Annotated in this window: 17 protein-coding genes, 1 pseudogene and 1 other annotated feature; of the genes and pseudogenes, 6 read left to right on the top strand and 12 right to left on the bottom strand. The window is 62.9% G+C overall.

Translation table 11 applies throughout. The features are described 5' to 3' along the window. Window positions 1-32 precede the first annotated feature (32 nt). Window positions 33-515, top strand: a pseudogene (locus SRB521_RS00540) (cation:proton antiporter domain-containing protein); the annotation flags it as partial. Here SRB521_RS00540 and metG read toward each other — a convergent pair. The 3 genes from metG to SRB521_RS00525 form a co-directional block, all read right to left on the bottom strand. Then, on the bottom strand, window positions 500-2,494 hold the full coding sequence (gene metG / locus SRB521_RS00535) for a methionine--tRNA ligase (RefSeq protein ID WP_116721579.1): 1,995 nt from the start codon (window positions 2,492-2,494) through the stop codon (window positions 500-502). The pseudogene SRB521_RS00540 and the gene metG sit on opposite strands and share 16 nt — an antisense overlap. Further along, window positions 2,484-3,374: a hypothetical protein gene (locus SRB521_RS00530; RefSeq protein ID WP_207215986.1), complete on the bottom strand. Its 891-nt coding sequence runs from the start codon at window positions 3,372-3,374 to the stop codon at window positions 2,484-2,486. The genes metG and SRB521_RS00530 overlap by 11 nt, the downstream gene beginning before the upstream one ends. Window positions 3,375-3,574: 200 nt before the next feature. After that, window positions 3,575-5,179, bottom strand: a complete 1,605-nt coding sequence (locus SRB521_RS00525; protein ID WP_116721580.1) for an ABC-F family ATP-binding cassette domain-containing protein — start codon at window positions 5,177-5,179, stop codon at window positions 3,575-3,577. Window positions 5,180-5,393: 214 nt separating this feature from the next. On the opposite strand from SRB521_RS00525, the gene SRB521_RS00520 reads away from it, so the two are divergent. The 4 genes from SRB521_RS00520 to SRB521_RS00505 all read left to right on the top strand — a co-directional run bounded on the left by SRB521_RS00520 (window position 5,394) and on the right by SRB521_RS00505 (window position 9,568). Then, entirely contained in the window at window positions 5,394-5,756 is a 363-nt protein-coding gene (locus tag SRB521_RS00520; protein ID WP_033118783.1) for an ArsR/SmtB family transcription factor, read from the top strand. Window positions 5,757-5,825: 69 nt separating this feature from the next. Next, window positions 5,826-6,044 carry a cation transporter gene (locus tag SRB521_RS00515; protein ID WP_033118782.1) on the top strand — a complete coding sequence of 73 codons (219 nt, stop codon included), beginning with the start codon at window positions 5,826-5,828 and terminating at the stop codon, window positions 6,042-6,044. 53 nt (window positions 6,045-6,097) lie between these two features. Continuing rightward, the gene (locus SRB521_RS00510) at window positions 6,098-7,948 is read left to right on the top strand and encodes a heavy metal translocating P-type ATPase (protein WP_033118781.1); all 1,851 of its coding nucleotides are present in this window, start codon (window positions 6,098-6,100) and stop codon (window positions 7,946-7,948) included. Between the two features lie 192 nt (window positions 7,949-8,140). After that, the gene (locus SRB521_RS00505; protein WP_033118780.1) at window positions 8,141-9,568 is read left to right on the top strand and encodes an aspartate ammonia-lyase; all 1,428 of its coding nucleotides are present in this window, start codon (window positions 8,141-8,143) and stop codon (window positions 9,566-9,568) included. 114 nt (window positions 9,569-9,682) lie between these two features. Here the strand turns inward: SRB521_RS00505 and ileS are convergent, their stop codons facing one another. From ileS to SRB521_RS00465, 8 genes are all read right to left on the bottom strand, one after another. Continuing rightward, the gene (gene ileS / locus SRB521_RS00500; RefSeq protein WP_116721581.1) at window positions 9,683-12,487 is read right to left on the bottom strand and encodes an isoleucine--tRNA ligase; all 2,805 of its coding nucleotides are present in this window, start codon (window positions 12,485-12,487) and stop codon (window positions 9,683-9,685) included. A gap of 77 nt (window positions 12,488-12,564) precedes the next feature. Next, window positions 12,565-12,789 (bottom strand) — a binding site (T-box leader). Between the two features lie 49 nt (window positions 12,790-12,838). After that, window positions 12,839-13,636, bottom strand: a complete 798-nt coding sequence (locus tag SRB521_RS00495) for a DivIVA domain-containing protein (protein WP_033118778.1) — start codon at window positions 13,634-13,636, stop codon at window positions 12,839-12,841. A 362-nt stretch (window positions 13,637-13,998) separates the two neighbouring features. Beyond that, complete coding sequence (locus tag SRB521_RS00490) at window positions 13,999-14,478, bottom strand: cell division protein SepF (RefSeq protein WP_058116819.1); 480 nt, start codon at window positions 14,476-14,478, stop codon at window positions 13,999-14,001. Between the two features lie 30 nt (window positions 14,479-14,508). Continuing rightward, window positions 14,509-15,222, bottom strand: coding sequence for a YggS family pyridoxal phosphate-dependent enzyme (locus SRB521_RS00485; RefSeq protein WP_033118776.1), 714 nt, complete (start codon window positions 15,220-15,222; stop codon window positions 14,509-14,511). A gap of 17 nt (window positions 15,223-15,239) precedes the next feature. Further along, window positions 15,240-16,535 (bottom strand): biotin/lipoyl attachment domain-containing protein, encoded by a 1,296-nt coding sequence (locus tag SRB521_RS00480; protein ID WP_116721582.1) that lies wholly within the window; start codon window positions 16,533-16,535, stop codon window positions 15,240-15,242. A gap of 35 nt (window positions 16,536-16,570) precedes the next feature. Beyond that, a complete protein-coding gene (gene hfq / locus SRB521_RS00475) occupies window positions 16,571-16,801 on the bottom strand; it encodes an RNA chaperone Hfq (protein WP_033118774.1) in 231 nt (76 codons plus the stop codon). Window positions 16,802-16,836: 35 nt separating this feature from the next. After that, entirely contained in the window at window positions 16,837-17,781 is a 945-nt protein-coding gene (gene miaA, locus SRB521_RS00470; RefSeq protein WP_075704956.1) for a tRNA (adenosine(37)-N6)-dimethylallyltransferase MiaA, read from the bottom strand. 6 nt (window positions 17,782-17,787) lie between these two features. After that, complete coding sequence (locus SRB521_RS00465) at window positions 17,788-18,015, bottom strand: helix-turn-helix domain-containing protein (RefSeq protein ID WP_075704955.1); 228 nt, start codon at window positions 18,013-18,015, stop codon at window positions 17,788-17,790. A 12-nt stretch (window positions 18,016-18,027) separates the two neighbouring features. Between SRB521_RS00465 and SRB521_RS16595 the strand changes: the two genes are divergently transcribed. Then, entirely contained in the window at window positions 18,028-18,159 is a 132-nt protein-coding gene (locus tag SRB521_RS16595) for a hypothetical protein (protein ID WP_272052127.1), read from the top strand. Here SRB521_RS16595 and mutL read toward each other — a convergent pair. Continuing rightward, complete coding sequence (gene mutL / locus SRB521_RS00460; RefSeq protein ID WP_116721583.1) at window positions 18,146-20,095, bottom strand: DNA mismatch repair endonuclease MutL; 1,950 nt, start codon at window positions 20,093-20,095, stop codon at window positions 18,146-18,148. The two genes, SRB521_RS16595 and mutL, sit on opposite strands and share 14 nt — an antisense overlap. Between the last annotated feature and the right edge of the window lie 34 nt (window positions 20,096-20,129).

The raw sequence follows: 20,129 nt of genomic DNA, 5'->3' as shown, positions 1-20,129 counted from the left end.
GATTCTGCCCTCATGATACAATACTTTGCGGGAAAAAACAAGGCAGGCCCGCTCTGCTGCTGTGCTTCCTGCCCGCCGGCCTGGAGGTGCTGGGGATGGTGCTGCTGGCTCCCCGGCTGATGGGAGTGTCCACTCTGGATGCCGCCGTCATGGGCGCGGTGGTGGGCGCGGTCTCCCCGGCGGTGCTCGTTCCCCGGATGCTCCGGCTCCTGGAGGAGGGCTATGGAGCGGAAAAGGGCATCCCGCAGATGATCCTGGCCGGCGCTTCAGTGGACGACGTATTCGTCATTGTGCTCTTCTCCTCCTTTACCGGCATGGCTCAGGGCGGGAGCCCGCGGGCCTCCGCCCTGCTGGGCGCCCCGGTCTCCATCCTGCTCACCGCGCCGTTGGGTGCCCTGGCCATCGACCACACCTGCCGCCGTCTGCTGCGGCGGGAGGGGAGCGAATATAAAACCGTGCGCCCCGCCGAAAGGCGGGGCGCACGGTTTTATTCAGCATCTCAGCACAGACCGTAGCCGGCGGGCACCTTGTCGTCCAGGATGATGAGATGGAGCTTCTCCGTACCGTCGGGTTCCTCCTTCACCGCAGAGATGAGCATACCGTTGGACATGATCCCCATCATCTTCCGGGGCTTGAGGTTGGTGCAGGCCACCACGGTCTTGCCCACCAGCGCCTCGGGCTCATACCACTCGTGGATGCCGGAAAGGATCTGCCGGGGGAACTCCTCCCCGCAGTCCAGGGTGAAGCGCAGCAGCTTGCTGGACTTGGGCACGGCCTCACAGGCCAGGACCTTGGCGGTCACGAACTTCACCTTGTCAAAGTCGTCAATGGTAATATACGCCGGGGCGGCAGGCGCCTCCTGCTTGCCCTCGGCCTTGGCCTCGGGCGCCGGAGCGGCAGCCTCGGCGGGCTTTTTCTCCATAGATTCCAATTCCTTCAGCTCCTTTTCCATATCGATGCGGGGGAAGAGGTTCTCGCCCCGCTTGACGGCCACACCGGCGGGCAGAACGCCCCAAGTTCCGGCGCTCGCCCAGGACTGCGCCTCGCTCCCCGCGCCCACCTGGGCAAAGATCTTTTCGCAGGTGGAGGGCATGAAGGGCCGCAGCAGCACCGCAGAGATGCGGATGCTCTCCAGCAGGTTGTACATCACCCGGGCCAGGCGGGCCTTGTGGGCCTCCTCCTTGCCCAGCACCCAGGGCTTGGTCTCGTCGATATACTTGTTGGCGCGGGAGACTACGGCAAAGACGTCCACCAGGGCCTCCTGGAAGGCGAATTTCTCCATGTGCTGCTCATACCGGTCCCGCACGCCGGCGCACAGGGCGATGAGCTCGGCGTCTTCCGGCCCCTCGGCCTGCTCCTCCGGAAGGCGGCCGCCCTCAAAATACTTGCCCGCCATGGACACGGTCCGGCTCACCAGATTGCCCAGGTCGTTGGCAAGGTCGGTATTGATGCGCCCGATGAGGGCCTCGTTGGAAAAATTGCCGTCGGAGCCGAAGGGGAACTCCCGCAGCAGGAAGTACCGCAGGGCGTCCACGCCATAGCGTTCGGCCAGTACATAGGGGTCCACCACGTTGCCCTTGGATTTGGACATCTTGCCGCCGTCCAGCAGCAGCCAGCCGTGGCCGTACACCTTCTTGGGGAGGGGCAGGTCCAGCGCCATGAGGATGGCGGGCCAGATGATGGAGTGGAAGCGGACGATCTCCTTGCCCACAAAGTGGACGTCGGCGGGCCAGTACTTCTCAAAGTCATGGTATTTGCCGTTCTCATAGCCCAGGGCGTTGATATAGTTGGAGAGGGCGTCGATCCACACATAGACCACGTGGCCCGGATCGAAGTCCACAGGCACGCCCCAGGTAAAGCTGGTCCGGGAGACGCACAGATCCTCCAGGCCGGGCTTGATGAAATTGTTCACCATCTCGTTCACCCGACTGCGGGGCTCCAGGAAGTCGGTGTTCTCCAGCAGCTCCTGGATGCGGCCCGCGTATTTGGAGAGGCGGAAGAAATAGGCCTCCTCCTCGGCGTCCACCACCTCGCGGCCGCAGTCGGGGCACTTGCCGTCCACCAGCTGCGTCTCGGTCCAGAAGGACTCGCAGGGCTTGCAGTACTTGCCCACGTATTTGCCCTTGTAGATGTCGCCCTGTTCATAGAGACGCTTGAAGATCTTCTGGACCGACTCCATGTGGTAGTCGTCGGTGGTGCGGATGAAGCGGTCATTGGAGATGTCCATCAGCTTCCACAGATCCAGCACGCCCCGGGGGCCCTCCACGATATTGTCCACAAAGGCCTTGGGCTCCATGCCCGCCTCCCTGGCCTTGTCCTCGATCTTCTGGCCGTGCTCGTCGGTGCCGGTGAGGAAAAGCACGTCGCAGCCCTTCAGCCGTTTATAGCGGGCCATGGCGTCGGTGGCCACGGTACAGTAGGTGTGGCCGATGTGGAGCTTATCCGAGGGGTAATAGATGGGCGTGGTAATATAAAATGTGTTGTTATCCTTCATCAGGGGTTCCCTCCCTATTCAAATCTTCTGTTTCAGTGTCCTTCAAAAGCCGCTTCCCCGGCATTCGCGGTTCCCGGGGCTGCCGGGCGTTGCAGAGCAGCACCGCGGAAGAGGCGGCAAAATAGAGGAAAAAGGCCAGATACAGGGCCAGGAAGCCCGGCTCGTGGGTATCGGCCAGCGTGACCAGGATGAAGTACATGGCGCACAGGGAGAAGAAGGCGCTCCGAAAGGTCTTGGCCCGCTCGAAGCCGAAGCCCGCCATAAAATAGGAGCCCAGCACCGCGGCGATGACGGCAAAGAGCTGATAGACGTAGTCGAGGATGATAGGGTCCCCGGAGCGGGCCTGATAGGCCACGATGAGCCACATGCAGGCGGTATAGGCCGGAATGAGGAGGCTGGAGCTGTATTTCCCCTGTCCCTCGCCACGGTAGTTGTTCTTTCCCAGTTGGAAGAGGCTCCAGCCCGAGCACAGGGCCAGGACGGCCAGCAACGCCTTAGGCAGCAGCCCCAGCATGGGGGTGCCCTTGGTCTGGAGCTTGGCCTCGGCATAGAGCTGAGGCAGCTCCATCAGGAAGAGGGCCCCGGCGATGACCATGAGGAAGGCGGCCGCCACCATGCCGGCCATGTAGAGGGTGCGGCCCCGGGCAGAGAATGCCTCGTCATAGCCGCCGGGGAATACCCGGTGGCTGCCCCTGCACAGCAGGGCCAGCGCCAGCACCGTCGCCGCGGACAGGGCGATAAGGGCCCAGGTGGCGGGCATTCCCGGTATGGGCAGTCCGGTATCCGCCTCGAAAGCGGAGGCCAGCTCCCAGCGGCGCAGGAAAAAGCCGGCCGCGCCGCTCACGGCGGCGGTCACCGGCAGGACAAGCTCTTTGCGCATGCGTTCCAGTCCTCTCTTGGCGTGGTTTTTCACTTGGAGCCTATTTGAAAATGGTGAACACGTCCCAGCGCCGGGCCTGTTCCCAATCTTCAGCAAGCCATAGTATATCACAAATTGGGGGCCGTGTCAGCCGCCTCCACCGGATCATCGGGGAATGTTCAGCAAATCCGCCCTGCCGGTGCCGATGGGGAAGGCGCGGCTCAGGCCCTAGCCTCCTGCGCGGTCCGCTCCAGATACTCGTCATAGGTCATCTGCCGGTCGATGAGCTTGCCGTCGGGGGTAAAGTCGAAGATGCGGTTGGCCACAGTCTGGACCATCTGATGGTCGTGAGAGGAGAAGAGGACGTTGCACTTCACCGCCTCCAGGCCGTTGTTCACGGCGGCGATGGACTCCAGATCCAGGTGGTTGGTGGGCTGATCCAGCAGCAGCACATTGGCGCCGGAGAGCATCATCCGGGAGAGCATGCACCGCACCTTCTCGCCGCCGGAGAGGACCTTCACGGGCTTGTATACCTCGTCGCCCGAAAAGAGCATCCGGCCCAGGAAGCCCCGGAGATAGGCCTCGTGGGGGTCGGAGGAGAACTGGCGGAGCCACTCCACCAGGTTGTCGTCGCAGTCCTTGAAGAACTCGGTGTTGTCCTTGGGGAAATAGGACCAAGTGGCGGTCTGTCCCCACTTGACCGTGCCCTCGTCGGGCTCCCACTCGCCGGTGAGGATCTTGAAGAGGGCGGTCTGGGCGTTCTCGTTCTCGCCCACAAAGGCGATTTTGTCCCCGTGGTTCACCGTAAAGCTCACCTTGTCCAGCAGCTTCACGCCGTCCACCGTTTTGGAGACCTCGGTGACGAAGAGGATGTCCTTGCCCACCTCCCGGTCGGGGCTGAAGGCCACCCAAGGATAGCGGCGGGAGGAGGCGGGGATCTCCTCCAGCGTGATCTTCTCCAGCAGCTTCCGGCGGGCGGTGGCCTGCTTGCTCTTGGACTTGTTGGCGGAGAAGCGGGAGATGAACTCCTTGAGCTCCTGGGCCTTCTCCTCGTTCTTTTTGTTCTGGTTCTTCATCAGATTCTGCATGAGCTGGGAGGCGTCGTACCAGAAGTCGTAGTTGCCCACATACATCTTGATCTTGTTGTAGTCGATGTCCACGATATGGGTGCAGATGGTATTGAGGAAGTGCCGGTCATGGCTCACCACGATAACGGTGCCCTCAAAGTCCAGCAGGAAGTCCTCCAGCCAGTTGATGGCGTTGATGTCCAGGTTGTTGGTGGGCTCGTCCAGCAGGAGGATGTCGGGGTTCCCGAACAGGGCCTGGGCCAGCAGGACCTTCACCTTCAGGCGGCCGTCCACGTTCTCCATGACATCGTAGTGCATGGACACGGGCAGCCCCAGGCCCTGGAGGATGCGTGAGGCGTCGGACTCAGACTCCCAGCCGCCCAGCTCGGCGTACTCCTCCTCCAGCTCGCAGGCGCGGATGCCATCCTCCTCCGTCATCTCCTCCTTGGCGTAGAGGGCCTCCTTCTCCCTGCCGATGTCATAAAGGCGCTGGTTGCCCATGATGACCGTATCCATGACGGTATAGGCGTTGTAGGCGTTCTGATCCTGCCGAAGGACGGACATACGGGTCTTGGGCAGGATGGTCACCTCGCCGGAGGAAGGCTCCAGCTCACCGGAGAGGATCTTCAAAAAGGTGGACTTGCCTGCGCCGTTGGCGCCGATGATGCCGTAGCAGTTCCCCTTGATGAACTGCAGATCCACGTGGGAGAAAAGGGGCTGACCGCTGTACTGAAGGCTCAGGTCGGAAACTGTGATCATGTCGTGCTCCTTTATATCAAAGTAATCATGTATGACAAACAAATGCCCAAATAGTATATCACAAAATTTGGACAAAACAAGGCTTAATGTATGCCGCACACGGCTTTTGGGGCAAAGAAAAAATTTTTTCTCCGCCCCTATTGACATTTGACGCGGCCTGTATATAATAATACATATGAACAATAACTCATATGTTTGTTTTTGAGGTGAGCTTATGGCGGAACAGAAGGAGCTGGAGCAGTGCGCGGACTTCCACATCCATGAGGAGATCGTGGAAAAGGTGGACGCGGATATGCCCGACGAGGAGATCCTCTACGATCTGGCGGAGCTCTTCAAGATCTTTGGAGATTCCACCCGCATCAAGATCCTGTACGTCCTCTTTGAGTCCGAGATGTGCGTGTGCGACATCGCCCAGCTCCTGGGCATGACGCAGTCGGCCATCTCCCATCAGCTCCGGGCGCTGAAGCAGTCGAAACTGGTGAAGTACCGCCGGGAGGGCAAGCAGGTCTATTACGCCCTGGCCGACGGCCACGTGCGGACCATTCTGGACCAGGGTATCGAGCACATCAGCGAGTAAGACACATGAAGCGTCCCCTAAGGATACTACCCCATGTAATTGGTTATTGATAAGGAGGAGAAGTTTGTCATGAAAAAGAAATTCAAGCTGGTCGATCTGGACTGTGCCAACTGTGCCGCCAAGATGGAGGGCGCCATCAAGAAGATCGACGGCGTCAACGACGCCACTGTGAGTTTTTTGACGCAGAAGCTCACGCTGGATGCGGAGGACGCACGGTTCGAGGCCGTGCTGGATGAAGTGGTCCGGGTGTGCAAAAAGGTGGAGCCCGACTGTCAGATCGTCCGGTAAACCCGCAGGACCTGGACACGGACGCCCAGGTCCCGCTTTTGGAGGCTGTTATCATGAGCAAGAAGCAGAAGCAAACCCTCTGGCGCATTCTGGCCAGCGCCGTGCTGCTGGCAGCGGCGGTCCTCCTTCCGTTGGAGGGCTGGTTCCGGCTGTGCGCCTTTTTGGTCCCCTATGCCGTCATCGGCTGGGACGTCTTGTGGCGGGCGGCGCGGAACATCTCCCATGGTCAGGTCTTTGATGAAAACTTTCTGATGGCGCTGGCCACTCTGGGTGCGTTCTGCATCGGCGAGTACCCCGAGGCCGTGTTCGTCATGCTCTTCTATCAGGTGGGCGAGCTCTTCCAGTCCTACGCCGTGGGCAAGTCCCGGCAGTCCATCACCGCCCTGATGGATATCCGGCCCGACTATGCCAATATAGAGCGGGGCGGCGAGCTGGTGCAGGTGGACCCTGACGAGGTGTCGGTGGGGGACACCATCGTCATCAAGGCAGGGGAGCGGGTGCCCCTGGACGGCGTGGTGCTGGAGGGCAAGTCCACACTGGACACCGCCGCCCTCACCGGTGAATCCCTCCCCCGGGAGGCCGAGCCGGGGGACGACGTGATCTCCGGCTGCGTCAATCTCTCCGGCCTCCTGAAGGTCCGTGTGACCAAAGCCTTTGAGGAGTCCACCGTGGCCAAGATCCTGGACCTAGTGGAAAACTCCAGCAGCAAAAAAGCCCGGGCCGAGAACTTCATCACCAAGTTCGCCCGCTACTATACCCCTGTGGTGGTCATTGCCGCCGTCCTGCTGGCCGTGGTCCCGCCCCTTCTGGGACTGATGCACTGGACGGAGAGCCTCAACCGAGCCCTTATCTTCCTGGTCATCTCCTGCCCCTGCGCCCTGGTCATCTCGGTGCCGCTCTCCTTCTTCGGCGGCATCGGCGGCGCCTCCCGGGCGGGCATTCTGGTCAAGGGCGGCAACTATCTGGAGGTGCTCGCCGACACGGAGATCGTGGTCTTTGACAAGACGGGCACGCTTACCAAGGGCGTATTCAATGTCACCGCCATCCACCCCGGTGAATGCTCGGAGGAACGGCTGCTGGAGCTGGCCGCCCTAGCGGAGAGCTATTCCGACCACCCCATCTCCAGATCCCTGCGGGAGGCCTACGGCAGGGAAATCGACGCGGGCCGGGTCACGGACGTGGAGGAGATCGCGGGCCATGGCGTGAGGGCCGAGGTGGACGGGATCCCGGTGGCCGTGGGCAATGACAAGCTCATGGAGCGCGTGGGCGTGGAATGGCACCCCTGCCACCGGGTCGGCACCACGGTCCACGTGGCGTCGGAGGGCCGGTATCTGGGACACATCGTCATCTCCGACGAGGTGAAGGAAGACGCCGTCCAGGCCATCTCCGCCCTCAAGGCCATGGGTGTCCGCAAGACTGTCATGCTCACCGGAGACACCAGGGCGGTGGGCGAGGATGTGGCCGCCCGGCTGGGCCTGGATGAGGTCCACACCCAGCTTCTGCCCGCCGGCAAGGTAGAGCGTGTGGAGGCCCTGCTGAAGGAAAAGACCGGCAGGGGAAAGCTGGCCTTCGTAGGCGACGGCATTAACGACGCTCCCGTGCTCAGCAGGGCGGACCTGGGCATCGCCATGGGCGGCCTGGGCTCCGACGCCGCCATCGAGGCCGCCGATATCGTGCTCATGGACGACAAGCCCTCCAAAATCGCCGCCGCCATCCGCATCTCCAAGCAGACGCTGCGCATTGTCCGTCAAAACATCGTGTTCGCCCTGGGGGTGAAGCTGCTGGTGCTGGCCCTGGGCGCCCTGGGCATGGCCAACATGTGGGAGGCCGTCTTTGCCGACGTGGGGGTGTCCGTCATCGCCATTCTCAACGCCATGCGCGCCCTTCGGGCAGGCGACCGCTAGGGTCTGTTTACACAGTTCCGTTCCGCCCCGCCCGCCCCTCGTCTTTTGCAGCAGCCCCGCCGGAATCCGGCGGGGCTATTTTTACAAGTTATCCGTCATTTGAAATATTTATTGCAAATATGCTTGCAAATGTTGGAACACATGCTATAATAAATCTCGAAAATGAAACTATAATTTCATGGAGGGATTTTTATGGCGGCGGTCAAGACGGTCTATCGTTCCGAGCACGACTCCATTGGAGAGCGGTCTGTGCCCAAGGACGTGTATTACGGCGTACAGTCCCTGCGGGCGGCGGAAAACTTTCACATCACGGGGCTGACCATGCACCCGGAGATCATCAACTCCATTGCCGAGATCAAAAAGGCATCGGCTATCACCAACTATGAGATCGGCCTGCTGGACAAACGGGTGGCGGACGCCATCGTCCGCGCCTGTGACGAGATTGCGGCGGGCAAGCTCCACGAGGCCTTCATCGTGGATCCCATCCAGGGGGGCGCGGGCACCAGTCTCAACATGAACGCCAACGAGGTCATCGCCAACCGGGCCATCGAGCTGCTGGGAGGGGAAAAGGGGGACTACGCCCTGGTGAATCCCAATGATCATGTGAACTATGGGCAGTCCACCAACGATGTTTTTCCCTCTGCGGGAAAGATGGCAGTGCTCAAGCTCCTCATCCGTGCTCAGATCCAGTTGGAGCGGCTGTATGCCGCCCTCACCCAGAAGGCGGAGGAGTTCGACGGGGTGATCAAGATGGGACGCACCCAGATGCAGGACGCGGTCCCCATCCGTCTGGGGCAGGAATTCCGCGCCTACAGTGAGGCCATCCGCCGGGACATCGTCCGCCTGGAGCGGGCGCAGGATGAGATGCGCTGCCTCAATATGGGCGGCACCGCCATCGGCACCGGCATCAACGCCGACGAACAGTACCTCCGCCGCATCGTGCCCAATCTCTCCAAGGTCACGGGCCTGCGGCTCATCCAGGCCTTTGACCTCATTGACGCCACCCAGAATCTGGACGAATTTGTGGCTGTCTCCGGCGCGGTAAAGACCTGTGCGGTCAATCTCTCCAAGATGTGCAACGACCTCAGGCTGCTCTCCTCGGGCCCCCGCTGCGGCTTCAATGAGATCAACCTGCCGCCCCGCCAGAACGGCTCCTCCATCATGCCGGGCAAGGTAAACCCGGTGATCCCGGAGGTGGTCAATCAGGTGGCCTTCCATATCATTGGCGGAGACATGACCGTGACCATGGCGGCGGAGGCCGGACAGTTGGAGCTCAACGCCTTTGAGCCCATTATCTTTTATCATCTCATCCAGTCGGTGGAGACCCTGACCTACGCGGTACATACACTGGTGGACAACTGCATCGTGGGGATCACGGCCAACGCCGCGCGGTGCAAGGCCATGGTGGACAACAGCGTGGGCATCATCACGGCCCTGTGCCCCCATATCGGCTACGAGGCGGCGGCCGACCTGGCCAAACGGGCCATTGAGACCGGCGGCTCCGTGAAGGATCTCATCCTGGAGGAGGGCGTTCTGGATGAGGAGACCCTTGAAAAAATTTTGGACCCCTACTCCATGACCGAGCCGGGCATTTCCGCCAAAGAGCTGCTGGAGCGGTAGCAGCGATCCCACAGATCGCTCCCCTTGTACGAAGAAGCGGCCCGCCTCTTATCAGGCGGGCCGCTCTTATTCTCTTATTCTCCCCGCGGCGGTTTGGTCTATCCGGCCGGGAACTTACAGGGCTCTCACCACTGCGGCACAGCGGGGGCACAGCTCGGCGTGGTCGTGATCCTCGCCCACATGCCCGTTGTGGTTCCAGCAGCGGACGCACTTGGGGGCGTCGGACAGGGTCACAGCGATGGTGGCGGGCACTAGGCAGTCCTCCGCCGTCTCTCCCTCGCCGTCGCCGGTGAGGACCTCCATCTTCGAGACGATGCACAGCGTGGCCAGATCCACGTCCTTCAGGAAGGCGGCGTCCTCCTCCGAAACCCAGAGCCGGATCTCAGCGTCCTGGTTCTTCTTGAGTACGCCGGCCTTGCGGGCGTTTTCCAGGGCTTTGTTCACGGCGTCGCGGAGAGAGATGAGCTTGTCCCAGCGCCCGGCGGCGGACTCGTCCAGCGCCAGGGCCGGCGAAGCGTCGGGCATGTCGTTGAGCAGGACGCTCTCGCCGTTGTCGGAGGCGGCGTGGGGCATGGCGGCCCAGATCTCGTCGGAGGTAAAGGCCAGGATGGGGGCGATGAGCCGGGTCATGCCGTCCAGAATGACATACAGGGCGGTCTGGGCGGAGCGGCGCTCCGGGGAGGAGGCCCCCTCGCAGTAGAGACGGTCCTTGATGACATCCAGGTACAGGTTGGACAGATCGATGACGCAGAAATTGTAAACCGCGCGGTAGACGGCATGGAACTCATACCGGTCATAGGCGGCGCGGACGGTCTTTACCAGCTCGTTGTAGCGGGAGAGGGCGTACCGGTCCAGCGCCTGCATCTGGGCGTAGGGCACCTGATCCCTGTCCGGATCAAAGCCCGCCAGGTTGCCCAGCATATACCGGGCGGTATTGCGGATCTTGAGGTAGGCCTCGGAGAGCTGCTTCATGATGTCCTTGGAGATGCGCATATCCTGGGTGTAGTCGGCGGAGGCCACCCACAGCCGGAGCATGTCCGCGCCGTAGTCCTTGATGATCTCTTCGGGCGCCACGGCGTTGCCCAGGGACTTGTGCATGGCCCGGCCCTCGCCGTCCACGGTCCAGCCGTGGGTGATGATCTGCCGGTAGGGCGCCACGCCCTTGGCGGCGATGCTGGTGAGCATAGAGGATTGGAACCAGCCGCGGTACTGGTCGCCGCCCTCCAGATAGATGTCGGCGGGGAAGTGGAGATAGGGGCGCTCGTCCAGGACGGCGGCGTGGGTGGAGCCGGAGTCGAACCACACATCCATGATGTCGGTCTCCTTGGTAAAATGGGTGTGGCCGCACTTGGGACATTTGAATCCGTCGGGGAGCAGCTCTTCGGCCTCCCGGTCGAACCAGACGTTGGACCCGTGCGCCCGGAACAGCTCGGAGACGTGGTCGATGGTCTCAGGGGTGACGATATCCGCGCCGCAGGCGTCGCAGTAGAAGATGGGGATGGGCACGCCCCAGACCCGCTGGCGGCTGATGCACCAGTCGTTGCGCTCGGTGATCATGGAGGTCATGCGGTCTTTGCCCCAGTCGGGCTTCCACTGGATGGCGTCGCAGGCCTTCACCGCCGCGTCCTTGATGGCGTCCACGGAGCAGAACCACTGCTCTGTGGCGCGGTAGATGATGGGGTGCTTGCAGCGCCAGCAGTGGGGGTAGGAGTGGGTAATCTTCTCGCTGGCAAGCAGCGCCCCGCAGGCGCCCAGATCCTCCACCACCATGTCGTTGCCCACGGCGTAGAACTGTCCGTTGTACCGCTCGTCGGTCATAACGCCCTTGGCGTTCACCGGCACGGGCACGCCGATGTGGGTGAGGCCCGCCTTGTCGTACTGCTGGCAGATCTGGAAGTCCTCCGCGCCGAAGCCGGGGGCGGTGTGCACGCAGCCGGTGCCGGCGTCCAGGGTGACGTGCTCACCGTTGAGGATCACGGAGTCCCGGTCGAAAAGCGGGTGAGCGGCGGTCATGAGCTCGAACGCGGCGCCCTTGAGGGTGGCCAGCACCTTGCAGGCGCCGAAATCAATGCCCGCAGCCTTGCATACGCCCTCGGCCAGGGTCTGGGCCAGGACATAGACTTCTCCGGAGGGAACCTCCAGCAGCACATAGTCCAGCTCGGCGTTGAGGCAGATGGCCATATTGCCCGGGATGGTCCAGGGCGTGGTGGTCCAGATGACGAAGAAGAGCTTGGAGAGGTCGCAGTATTGGGCCAGCATTCCCTTGTCGTCGCGGACAGGGAACTTCACGAAGATGGTGGTGCAGGGGTCGTCGGCATACTCGATCTCGGCCTCGGCCAGGGCGGTCTGGTCATGGGGGCACCAGTACACCGGCTTCATCCCCTTATAGATAAAGCCCTTTTTGGCCATCTCGCCAAACACCTTCACCTGCTTGGCTTCAAAATGGGGCTTCAGCGTGAGGTAGGGATCGTCCCACTCTCCCAGCACGCCCAGGCGCTTGAACTGCTCCCGCTGCTTGTCCACAAAATCAAGGGCGTACTCCTTGCACTTCTCCCGAAACTCGGAGGTGGTGAGCGCATCCCGCTTCACCTTTTTGTTTTTCAGGATGGCGGATTCGATGGGCAGGCCGTGGGTGTCCCAGCCGGGGACATAGGGGGAGCAGTAGCCCGTCATGTTTTTCTCTTTGACGATGATATCCTTGAGGATCTTGTTCAGCGCGGTACCGATGTGGATGTTTCCGTTGGCGTAGGGAGGCCCGTCGTGGAGGACGAAGAGGGGTTTCCCGTCGTTACGGGCGACCATCTTGTGGTAGAGGTCCTTGTCATACATCGCCTGGAGCATCTCTGGCTCGCGCCTGGGGAGCCCCGCCCGCATGGGGAAATCGGTCTGGGGCAGGTTGACGGTCTTATTATAGTCCATGTCTTGCGTTCTCCTTTTCTCTTCTGTTCTGCTTCTCGGTATGGGGACGCGCACGAAAAAACGCCTTTGTCTCTCCAAAAAGAGACAAAGGCGTTGAAAGCCTCTGCGGTACCACTCTTCTTGCCGCGGACATGCCGCGGCCCCTCGCATGGCCGGTAACGGGGCCAACCGTAGCCGCCTACTCCTCCTTCAGCGGAACGCTCCAAGGTGATCTTCCCACCCCTTCTCCGTCCGCCTCTCACCCAAACGGCGGCTCTCTGTACGGTTACAGGGGCGCTACTCGTCCTTTTCCACGCGTTTTTCCTATTGCCAGTGCATTTTATCCGCTTCCGCCCTCTTTGTCAAGGGGGTTTACTTGATTTCGTAATCTTTCCCGAACTGAAGATGCTCCAAATCGATGTTCAGGCGCTTGGTGGGCTCCTCCGCGGAAGGCGCGCCCTCCGCCCGGTCGGCCGCCCGGCGCTCCGGGTTTACCTTCATCTTCCGCTCGGTCTCGCCATCCCGGTCCAGGAAGGTGGCGGTCAGTTCACCGTACAGACCGCCTGGCTTCTCCTCTGAGATCTCGGCGTCCAGCTCCTCCGTGGGCAACTCCTTGGTGTCCTCCAGGTCCTCCTGTTCTTCCTCCACGATGCGCTGCACCGAGGCCTCGATGTCCTGCACCGCGGTCACCACCGGATCGGGCGCCTTGGGCGCGGACGGCGTAAGCTGAGAGAGGCTGTTCATATAGTCCAACTCATGCTGGTAGAGCTCCTTGAGCTTGGCCACATAGGCCGCGGTGGCGTTCTGGGCGGCGGTGAGGCGGAGCTGCTCCGCCTCCACCTCCTGGCGGAGGCCGCTCACCCGTTTCCGGGCCTCCTCCTCCGCGTGAGACACCAGGGAGGCCCGCTTTTCCTCGGCCTCCTTCACCATGTCGTCCGCCATCTTCTGGGCGGTGAGCAGTGTCTTACGCATGGCGTCCTCGGTGGAGCGGTATTCCTCCACCTTGTCCACCAGCACCTTCATCTTGCTCTTAAGCGCCGCATTTTCCTTATACAGGGTGGTATAGTCCTCGGTCAACTGATCCAAGAACTCGTCCACCATGGCCATATTGTAGCCGCCGAAACCGGCTTTTGCAAAGGCGTGCTCAGAGACCTCCTGAGGCGTCAGCATGGTAATCCCTCATTTCTCTATCTGTAAAAGGTGATCGGACAAGTGTGGCGGAGCGCAAACCGCTCTTTGCGCCTCCGCGCTTCGTCGTCGGAAGAAACTCCGCTCTGCTCCGCCGGTCTTGCGTCCGGCATCCGCTGCGCTCCGTTCTTCCTCCTCTCCCCACAAAGCCTTGCGGCTTTACGGGGCCCCCTTGGGCGGCCCTCTGTGTGCCTGTTCCCGTGCGCTCCGCGCTTCTCTCACGCTGCGGCTCGCTCGCATTCGGGCAAATAAGCCTGCCGCTTCGCAAAAATGCCGTACGCTCCGCGCACCTGTTTTTTGCCTCCGCTCGGTCTTATTTGCCCTGCTCGCGGCCTCCGCCCTTCTCAGAAATACAATCCGTTGTTCTCCAGCTCGTCGATCAGGTCGCCCAGGATATCCACATTATAGGGCGTGATGATATAGGTGGAAATGGCAACCTTTTTGATCTTCCCCTCGTTGGCATAGGCCACGCCGGAGAGAAAGTCCAGCAGACGGCGGGCAATATCCTTGTTGGTCTGCTCCAGATTGAGCACCACCGTGCGCTTCTCCCGCAGGTGGTCGGCGATCTCCGCCGCGTTCTCAAAGCGGTCGGGCTTTACCAGCACCACCTGAAGCTGGGTGGTGGTGTGGATGTTGACCACCTTGTTGCTGCGGCGGGGCTCAGGGTCCGCGGAATAGAGCGTGCCGGTGGACTCCCGGGCATCCCGGGCCTTCTCCTTGCGCTCCACACGGGAGACGGGGGGCTCGAAGTCGTCGAACTCCTCCTCGTCTTCCTCATCCTCATAGGGGCGGGCCAGCCGCTTGATCTCGTCAATGAATCCCATATGATGTACATCCTTTCGTGTCGTAAGGGCTCACTCGGGACGGTGCAGAGGCGGGCGGGGCCCGAACAAGGCGGTGCCCACCCGCACCAGGGTGGCCCCCTCCCGGACCGCGTCCTCGTAGTCGCCGCTCATACCCATGGACAGGCAATTGATATCGGACTTATTATCCTCTATTTTGTTTCTTATGTCAACAAAAAGCTGGTGTGTCTCCTGAAAAAAGGGTCTGTTCCCGCCGGGACCCTCCGCGACAGGGGGGATGCACATCAGTCCCCGCAGCCGGACATGCTCCGCCTGGAGGGCCAGCCGGGCCAGGGCCGGGATATCCTCGGGCATACAGCCCCCCTTGCTCTCCTCTCGGCCGATGTTCACCTCCAGGAGGATATCCTGGACGATGCCCAGCTTCTCGGCCTGCCTGTCCACCGCCTCCAGCAGGCGCGGGGAGTCCACCGACTCGATGAGGTCCACCCGGCCCACCACATACTTTACCTTGTTGGTCTGGAGGTGCCCGATGAAATGGACCCGGGCCCCGTCGTAGGCGTAATCGTCCAGGTGCCCGGTGAGCTCCTGCACCCGGTTCTCCCCGCAGACCGTCACCCCGGCGGCAATGGCCGCCCGGATGGTGTCCGATGTCTGGACCTTGGTGGCTGCCACCAGCGTGACCTCCGCCGGATCGCGGCCCGCCTCCCGGGCCGCCCGGACGATCGCTTCCTTTACCTTCGCAATGTTTTCCGCCAACGGCGACATAAGGATCCCTCCATTCTCTATCTGGGGGCAAGGATGACCTTGCCGTCGTAGATCTCTTCCGAGGAGACGATCACCTCGTCCCCGGCCCGGAAGGCCTTTTTGATCTGAAGCTCGGTGGGGTTGTCCGGCAGAGAGGCCCGGACGAGATAAAAGTCCCCGTCGTCCGCCAGGATCTCCACCTGCTTGAATTCCGACTGGGCGCCGGTGAGGACATAGACTCCGATGACCCGGGTGGTGACCTCGGCCTGTGTCTCCGGGTCGGTGGAGGTCACCAGTCCGTCCCGCACCGCCTTTTTGGGCACGCGGATGCCGGTGGTGCTGCTGAATATGATGTCCACCGTCTGTTTCCGCAAAAGGCTGGTATCCGCCAGGCTCCGGCTGGACGAGAGCACCACCGGGCACTTTCCGTCCTCCTCCTCGCCCACCCGCTCTATGGTCATGCTCACCTCGCCGGACCAATCCCGGGAAAAGCGCACCTTCACGGAGCGCCCTTCCACCAGCCGCTCCGCCGTCTTTACGGGCAGGGCGGCGGTGAAGTACCAGGTGGAGCTGGTGATGAGCTTTCCCACCGCGCCCTCCGGCGCCTCCGGTTTCCGGACCAGCAGCGCGGTCAGATCGGAGACGGTGAGGGTGGAGAGCATATCCGGCGTGAGCAGGGCCTCGTACCCGTCCGCCACGGCGGAAAAGCTGCCGGACTTGTCCACCCGGATGGGGGTGGTGTCCTGTCCCGCCGCGGCCTGGAGCGCCGCGCGCTGGGCGTCGATCTCCTCCACCTTGGCCTGGATGTCCGCCGTGCCGCCGGCGGAGGAGGCCCCCCGCCGGATGACCAGGCTCTTGAAGGAGAGGACCTGGTCCTCCAGGCCGGTGAGATCCCCATAGGCGGCGGAGGTCTTGAGCCCTACCATCGCGTCCACGATGCTCTGGTCCAGCCGGGCGTTGTCCCAGCCCGTGTCCCCCCGCTGGAGGGAGTAGATGAGCTGTTCCCGCTCCAGCTCCAGGGTCCGCAGCTCCCGCTTGCGCTCCAAGGCCGCCTCGTCCCGATAGAGATAGGCGACCGTTCCCCCCGCGTTCACCTTTTCCCCCTGGTCGGGGATCACATTCACGATGGCCGCCGCCTGCCCGGAGAGAATGACCTCCTCCTGCCGCACCAGGAGCCCGGTGGCCTCCACGGCGTCGTCCACCGTGTAGGCGTAGGTGGCCATGGTGTACTCGCTCTGGTGAAAGCTCTGCCAGGCGGCCACCGCGAAATAAGCGCACACCACGGCAAAGAGCAGCAGCATGACGGCGCGGGTGAGAACGGTGCCTTGCTTCATACGTAGAAAACCCTCTTATCGATCTCCGCAGGTCCTCAGTCCACCGCCGCCTCCAGTTCCAGGGCCCGCTCGGGCACGATGGTGGAGATGGCGTGCTTGTAGATGACCTGCTGCTTGTTGTCGGTCATGAGCACCACCACAAAGGGGTCGAATCCGGCGATGACCCCCCGGAGCTGGTAGCCGTTCATCAAAAAGACCGTTACGTTCAGCTTGCCCCGGCGGGCGCGGGTGAGAAAGTTGTCCTGGAGATTGATTTTGTTCTGCATAGTCTATGTACACTCCTCTATCTATTGGAATGCACCTATGATAATCCAAAATCTTCCAGAAATGCTGTCGCTTTCTGTCGCGCCGCTGCAAGGTCGGGCGATTTTTCCCAAAAGATCCAGTTCGTATCCCGGTTCCGCCGGAACCAGGTGCGCTGCCGCTTGGCGTACTGCCGGGAGCGGAGCTTCACCGCCGCCACCGCGTCGGACAGGGGCTCCTCCCCCCGAAGGGCGGCGGCAAACTCCTTATAGCCGATGGCCTGCATGGCCGTACAGCCCTCCGGCACACCGGCGGAGAGCAGCCTGCGGACCTCCCCCTCCAGCCCCCGGTCCATCATCTCGTCCACCCGGGCGTCAATGCGCGCCCACAGGTCGGGGCGCTGGGCGAAGTCCAGGCCGATCCGCAGGGCGCGGTACCTGGGGGGAAGCTGGGCGGTCCGGCGGTCGTGGTCGGTGATGGTCTCCCCAGTCTCGTACCAGACCTCCAGAGCCCGGAGAATGCGCTTTTCATCGCTGAGGGGGAGCCGCTCCGCCCGCTGGGGGTCCACCCGCCGCAGCTCCTCATAGAGGACAGGCAGGCCCTCCTCCCGTGCCCTGGCCTGGAGACGCTCCCGCCACCGGCCCGTAAAGGAGGCAAATTCCCGTCCGGCCACCAGGTTGTCGATGTAGAGCCCGGTGCCCCCGGCCACAATGGGCAGCCGCCCCCGGGAGAGGATGTCGTCCACACAGGCAGAGGCCGCCCGGACATACCGGGCCACGGAATAGTCCTCCGCCGGGTCGGCCACGTCCAGCATGTGGTGGGGCACCCCCCGCATCTCCTCCGGGGTGGGCTTGGCGGTGCCGATGTCCATGCCGCGGTAGATCTGCATGGAGTCGGCGGAGACCACCTCGCCTCCCAGCAGCAGGGCCAGCTCCACCGCCAGGGCGGTCTTGCCCGAGGCGGTCGGGCCGCAGATGACAAGGATGTTCAGGGCCACTCCCATCTCCTCCTATGGTTCTTTTCTCCCGTGGGGCGCCGGATCGTCGGTCAGGCCCAGCAGATAGTCTGCCGAGACATGATAGTGCTGGCAAATGATTGTAAGCTTTTCCAGCGTCGTCATGGTCTTCCCATTTTCCATATCGCTGATTTGGGTCACAGTCACCCCCAAGACCTGCGCGATGGCCGTCTGCGCTTCTCCTTTTTCCTTCCGAAGCCGGCGAAATCGTTCCCCAAACATTTTTTTGTGAACATGCCAGCCCTCCTTGACATAGCGGAGAAGGTCCGGAACGCCGCCGAAGAGCTCTCCGAACTGCGCTGCCGCGCCGCCTTCCGGCAGGGCATGCAGACGGCGGGCCGGCTCTTCCGGATCATGCTCGCTTGAAGAGCTTCTCCAACTGGTTCCGGGTGAGCTCAACGGCCACGGGGCGGCCGTGGGGGCAGTACTTGACGGCACCGCTCATCACCGCCTCGGCCACCCGCCGCAGCTCCTCGGGGCCGTTTTTCTGCCCCCCTTTGATGGCCGCCTTGCAGGACATGGTGGCCATCAGGGCGTCCCGGGCCCCGTCGGGGTCGGCCCGCCCCCCCTCGGCCAGGGTACCGGCCAGCTCCAGGAGGGTGGCCTCCACGTCTCCGGCGTCCACATAGTCCGGGCACTGGCGGACCAGAACGGCGCCGCCGCCGAAATCCTCGCACTCAAACCCAAAGGCGGATAGGACATCCAGGTTTTGGAGGAGCGCCGCCCCCTCCTCGGGGGCGGGAGTGAACACCACAGGGGTGAGGAGCCGCTGGACCATGGGGGTATAGCCCGCCGCCTTCAGCCGATCAAAGTTCATCCGCTCATGGGCGGCGTGCTTGTCGATGAAGTAGGCCTTCTCCCCCTGTTCCACCAGGATATAGGTGTGAAAGAGTTCTCCCCGCACCGTCCAGGTGTCGGTCTCCGGCGCCGGCGCCCGCTGCGGCCCGGGGGCGGGCGCCGGTCTCTCCGGTGCGGGGGAGGGGCCGGCCGGCCGGGGTGCGGCCCCCGCCGGGGAGGACGGGGCAGGCGGCTTCCCGCACTCTGCCGGCGCGGCCGCGGCGCCCTTGTCCGCCGTCTCGGGGACCGGCCGGGACTCGAACCGGGGCCGGGCAAAATCGTGGAGGGGCAGCCCGCCGGTGGGCTCCAGAGGACCGGCGGCGTAAGCAGCGGGCCGGGCGGCGGGGGGCGGAGAGGCGGGCCGGACCGGGCGGACCGGGTCCGCGCGGACGGCGGAAAAGGCGGTCTGATTGGGGGTCACGGTATCATGGGCCCGGGGCCGGGCGGCGGGGATCACCGCCTGCGGGCGGCGGACCTCCCCCTCCAGGGCGCCCCTTACCGCGTGATACACCGCGTCAAAGGCCCGTTTTTCACTGACGAACTTCACCTCGGTCTTGGCGGGGTGGACGTTCACATCCACGCCGTTGAGCCGGGTGTGCATGTGGAGGACGCAGCCGGGAAACTTCCCTACCATGTGCTGGTTGCGGTAGGCCTCCTCCAGGGCGGCCATCAGCGTGCGGGATTTGATGAAGCGCCCGTTGACAAAGAAATACTGACAGCTCCGAGAGCCCCGGCAGCAGGCCGGGAGGGAGGCGAAGCCCTCCACAGTGACGCCATCCTCCCCGGAGCCCTTTACCTCCGTAAAGCCCAGCGCCAGGTCCCGTCCCAGGACCGCGTAAACGGCGGAGCGGAGCTGTCCGTCCCCGGGGGTGAGCAGCTCCTGTTTCCCGTCCCGGAGGAAACGCATGGACACCTCGGGGTGGGCCAGCGCCTCCCGCTGGACGGCGGCGAAAACGGCGGCCCCCTCGGCGGCGTCCTTTTTCATATACTTGAGGCGGGCTGGAGTATTGTAAAAGAGGTCCCGCACCACCATGGTGGTGCCCTTGGGACAGCCGGCCTCCTCCCGGCCCGTAACCGCACCCCCCTCCAGCGTGAGGGAGACGCCGAAATCCCGCTCCGCCGTCCGGGTGAGCACCTCCACCCGGGCCACGGCGGCGATGGCGGCCAGAGCCTCTCCCCGGAATCCCAGGGTGCCGATGGCCTCCAGGTCGTACTCCGTGCGGATCTTGCTGGTGGCGTGGCGGAGGAAAGCCGTCTCCACGTCGCCGGGTTCCATGCCGCAGCCGTCGTCGGTGATACGGATATAGGTCATGCCGCCGTGCTGGATCTCCACCGTGAGGGCGGACGCTCCTGCGTCGATGGCGTTTTCCACCAGCTCCTTTACCACGGAGGCGGGTCGTTCCACCACCTCGCCGGCGGCAATGAGGTCGGCAACGTGGGATTCCAATACCTGAATGCGGGGCACTGTGCCACCACCTTTCTTAGGGCTTTTCTGAAAC

Source organism: Intestinimonas butyriciproducens, from assembly GCF_004154955.1.
Classification (GTDB): domain Bacteria; phylum Bacillota; class Clostridia; order Oscillospirales; family Oscillospiraceae; genus Intestinimonas; species Intestinimonas butyriciproducens.
The sequence above is the reverse complement of the archived record's forward strand: the minus strand, read 5'-3'. Positions and strand labels throughout refer to the sequence as shown.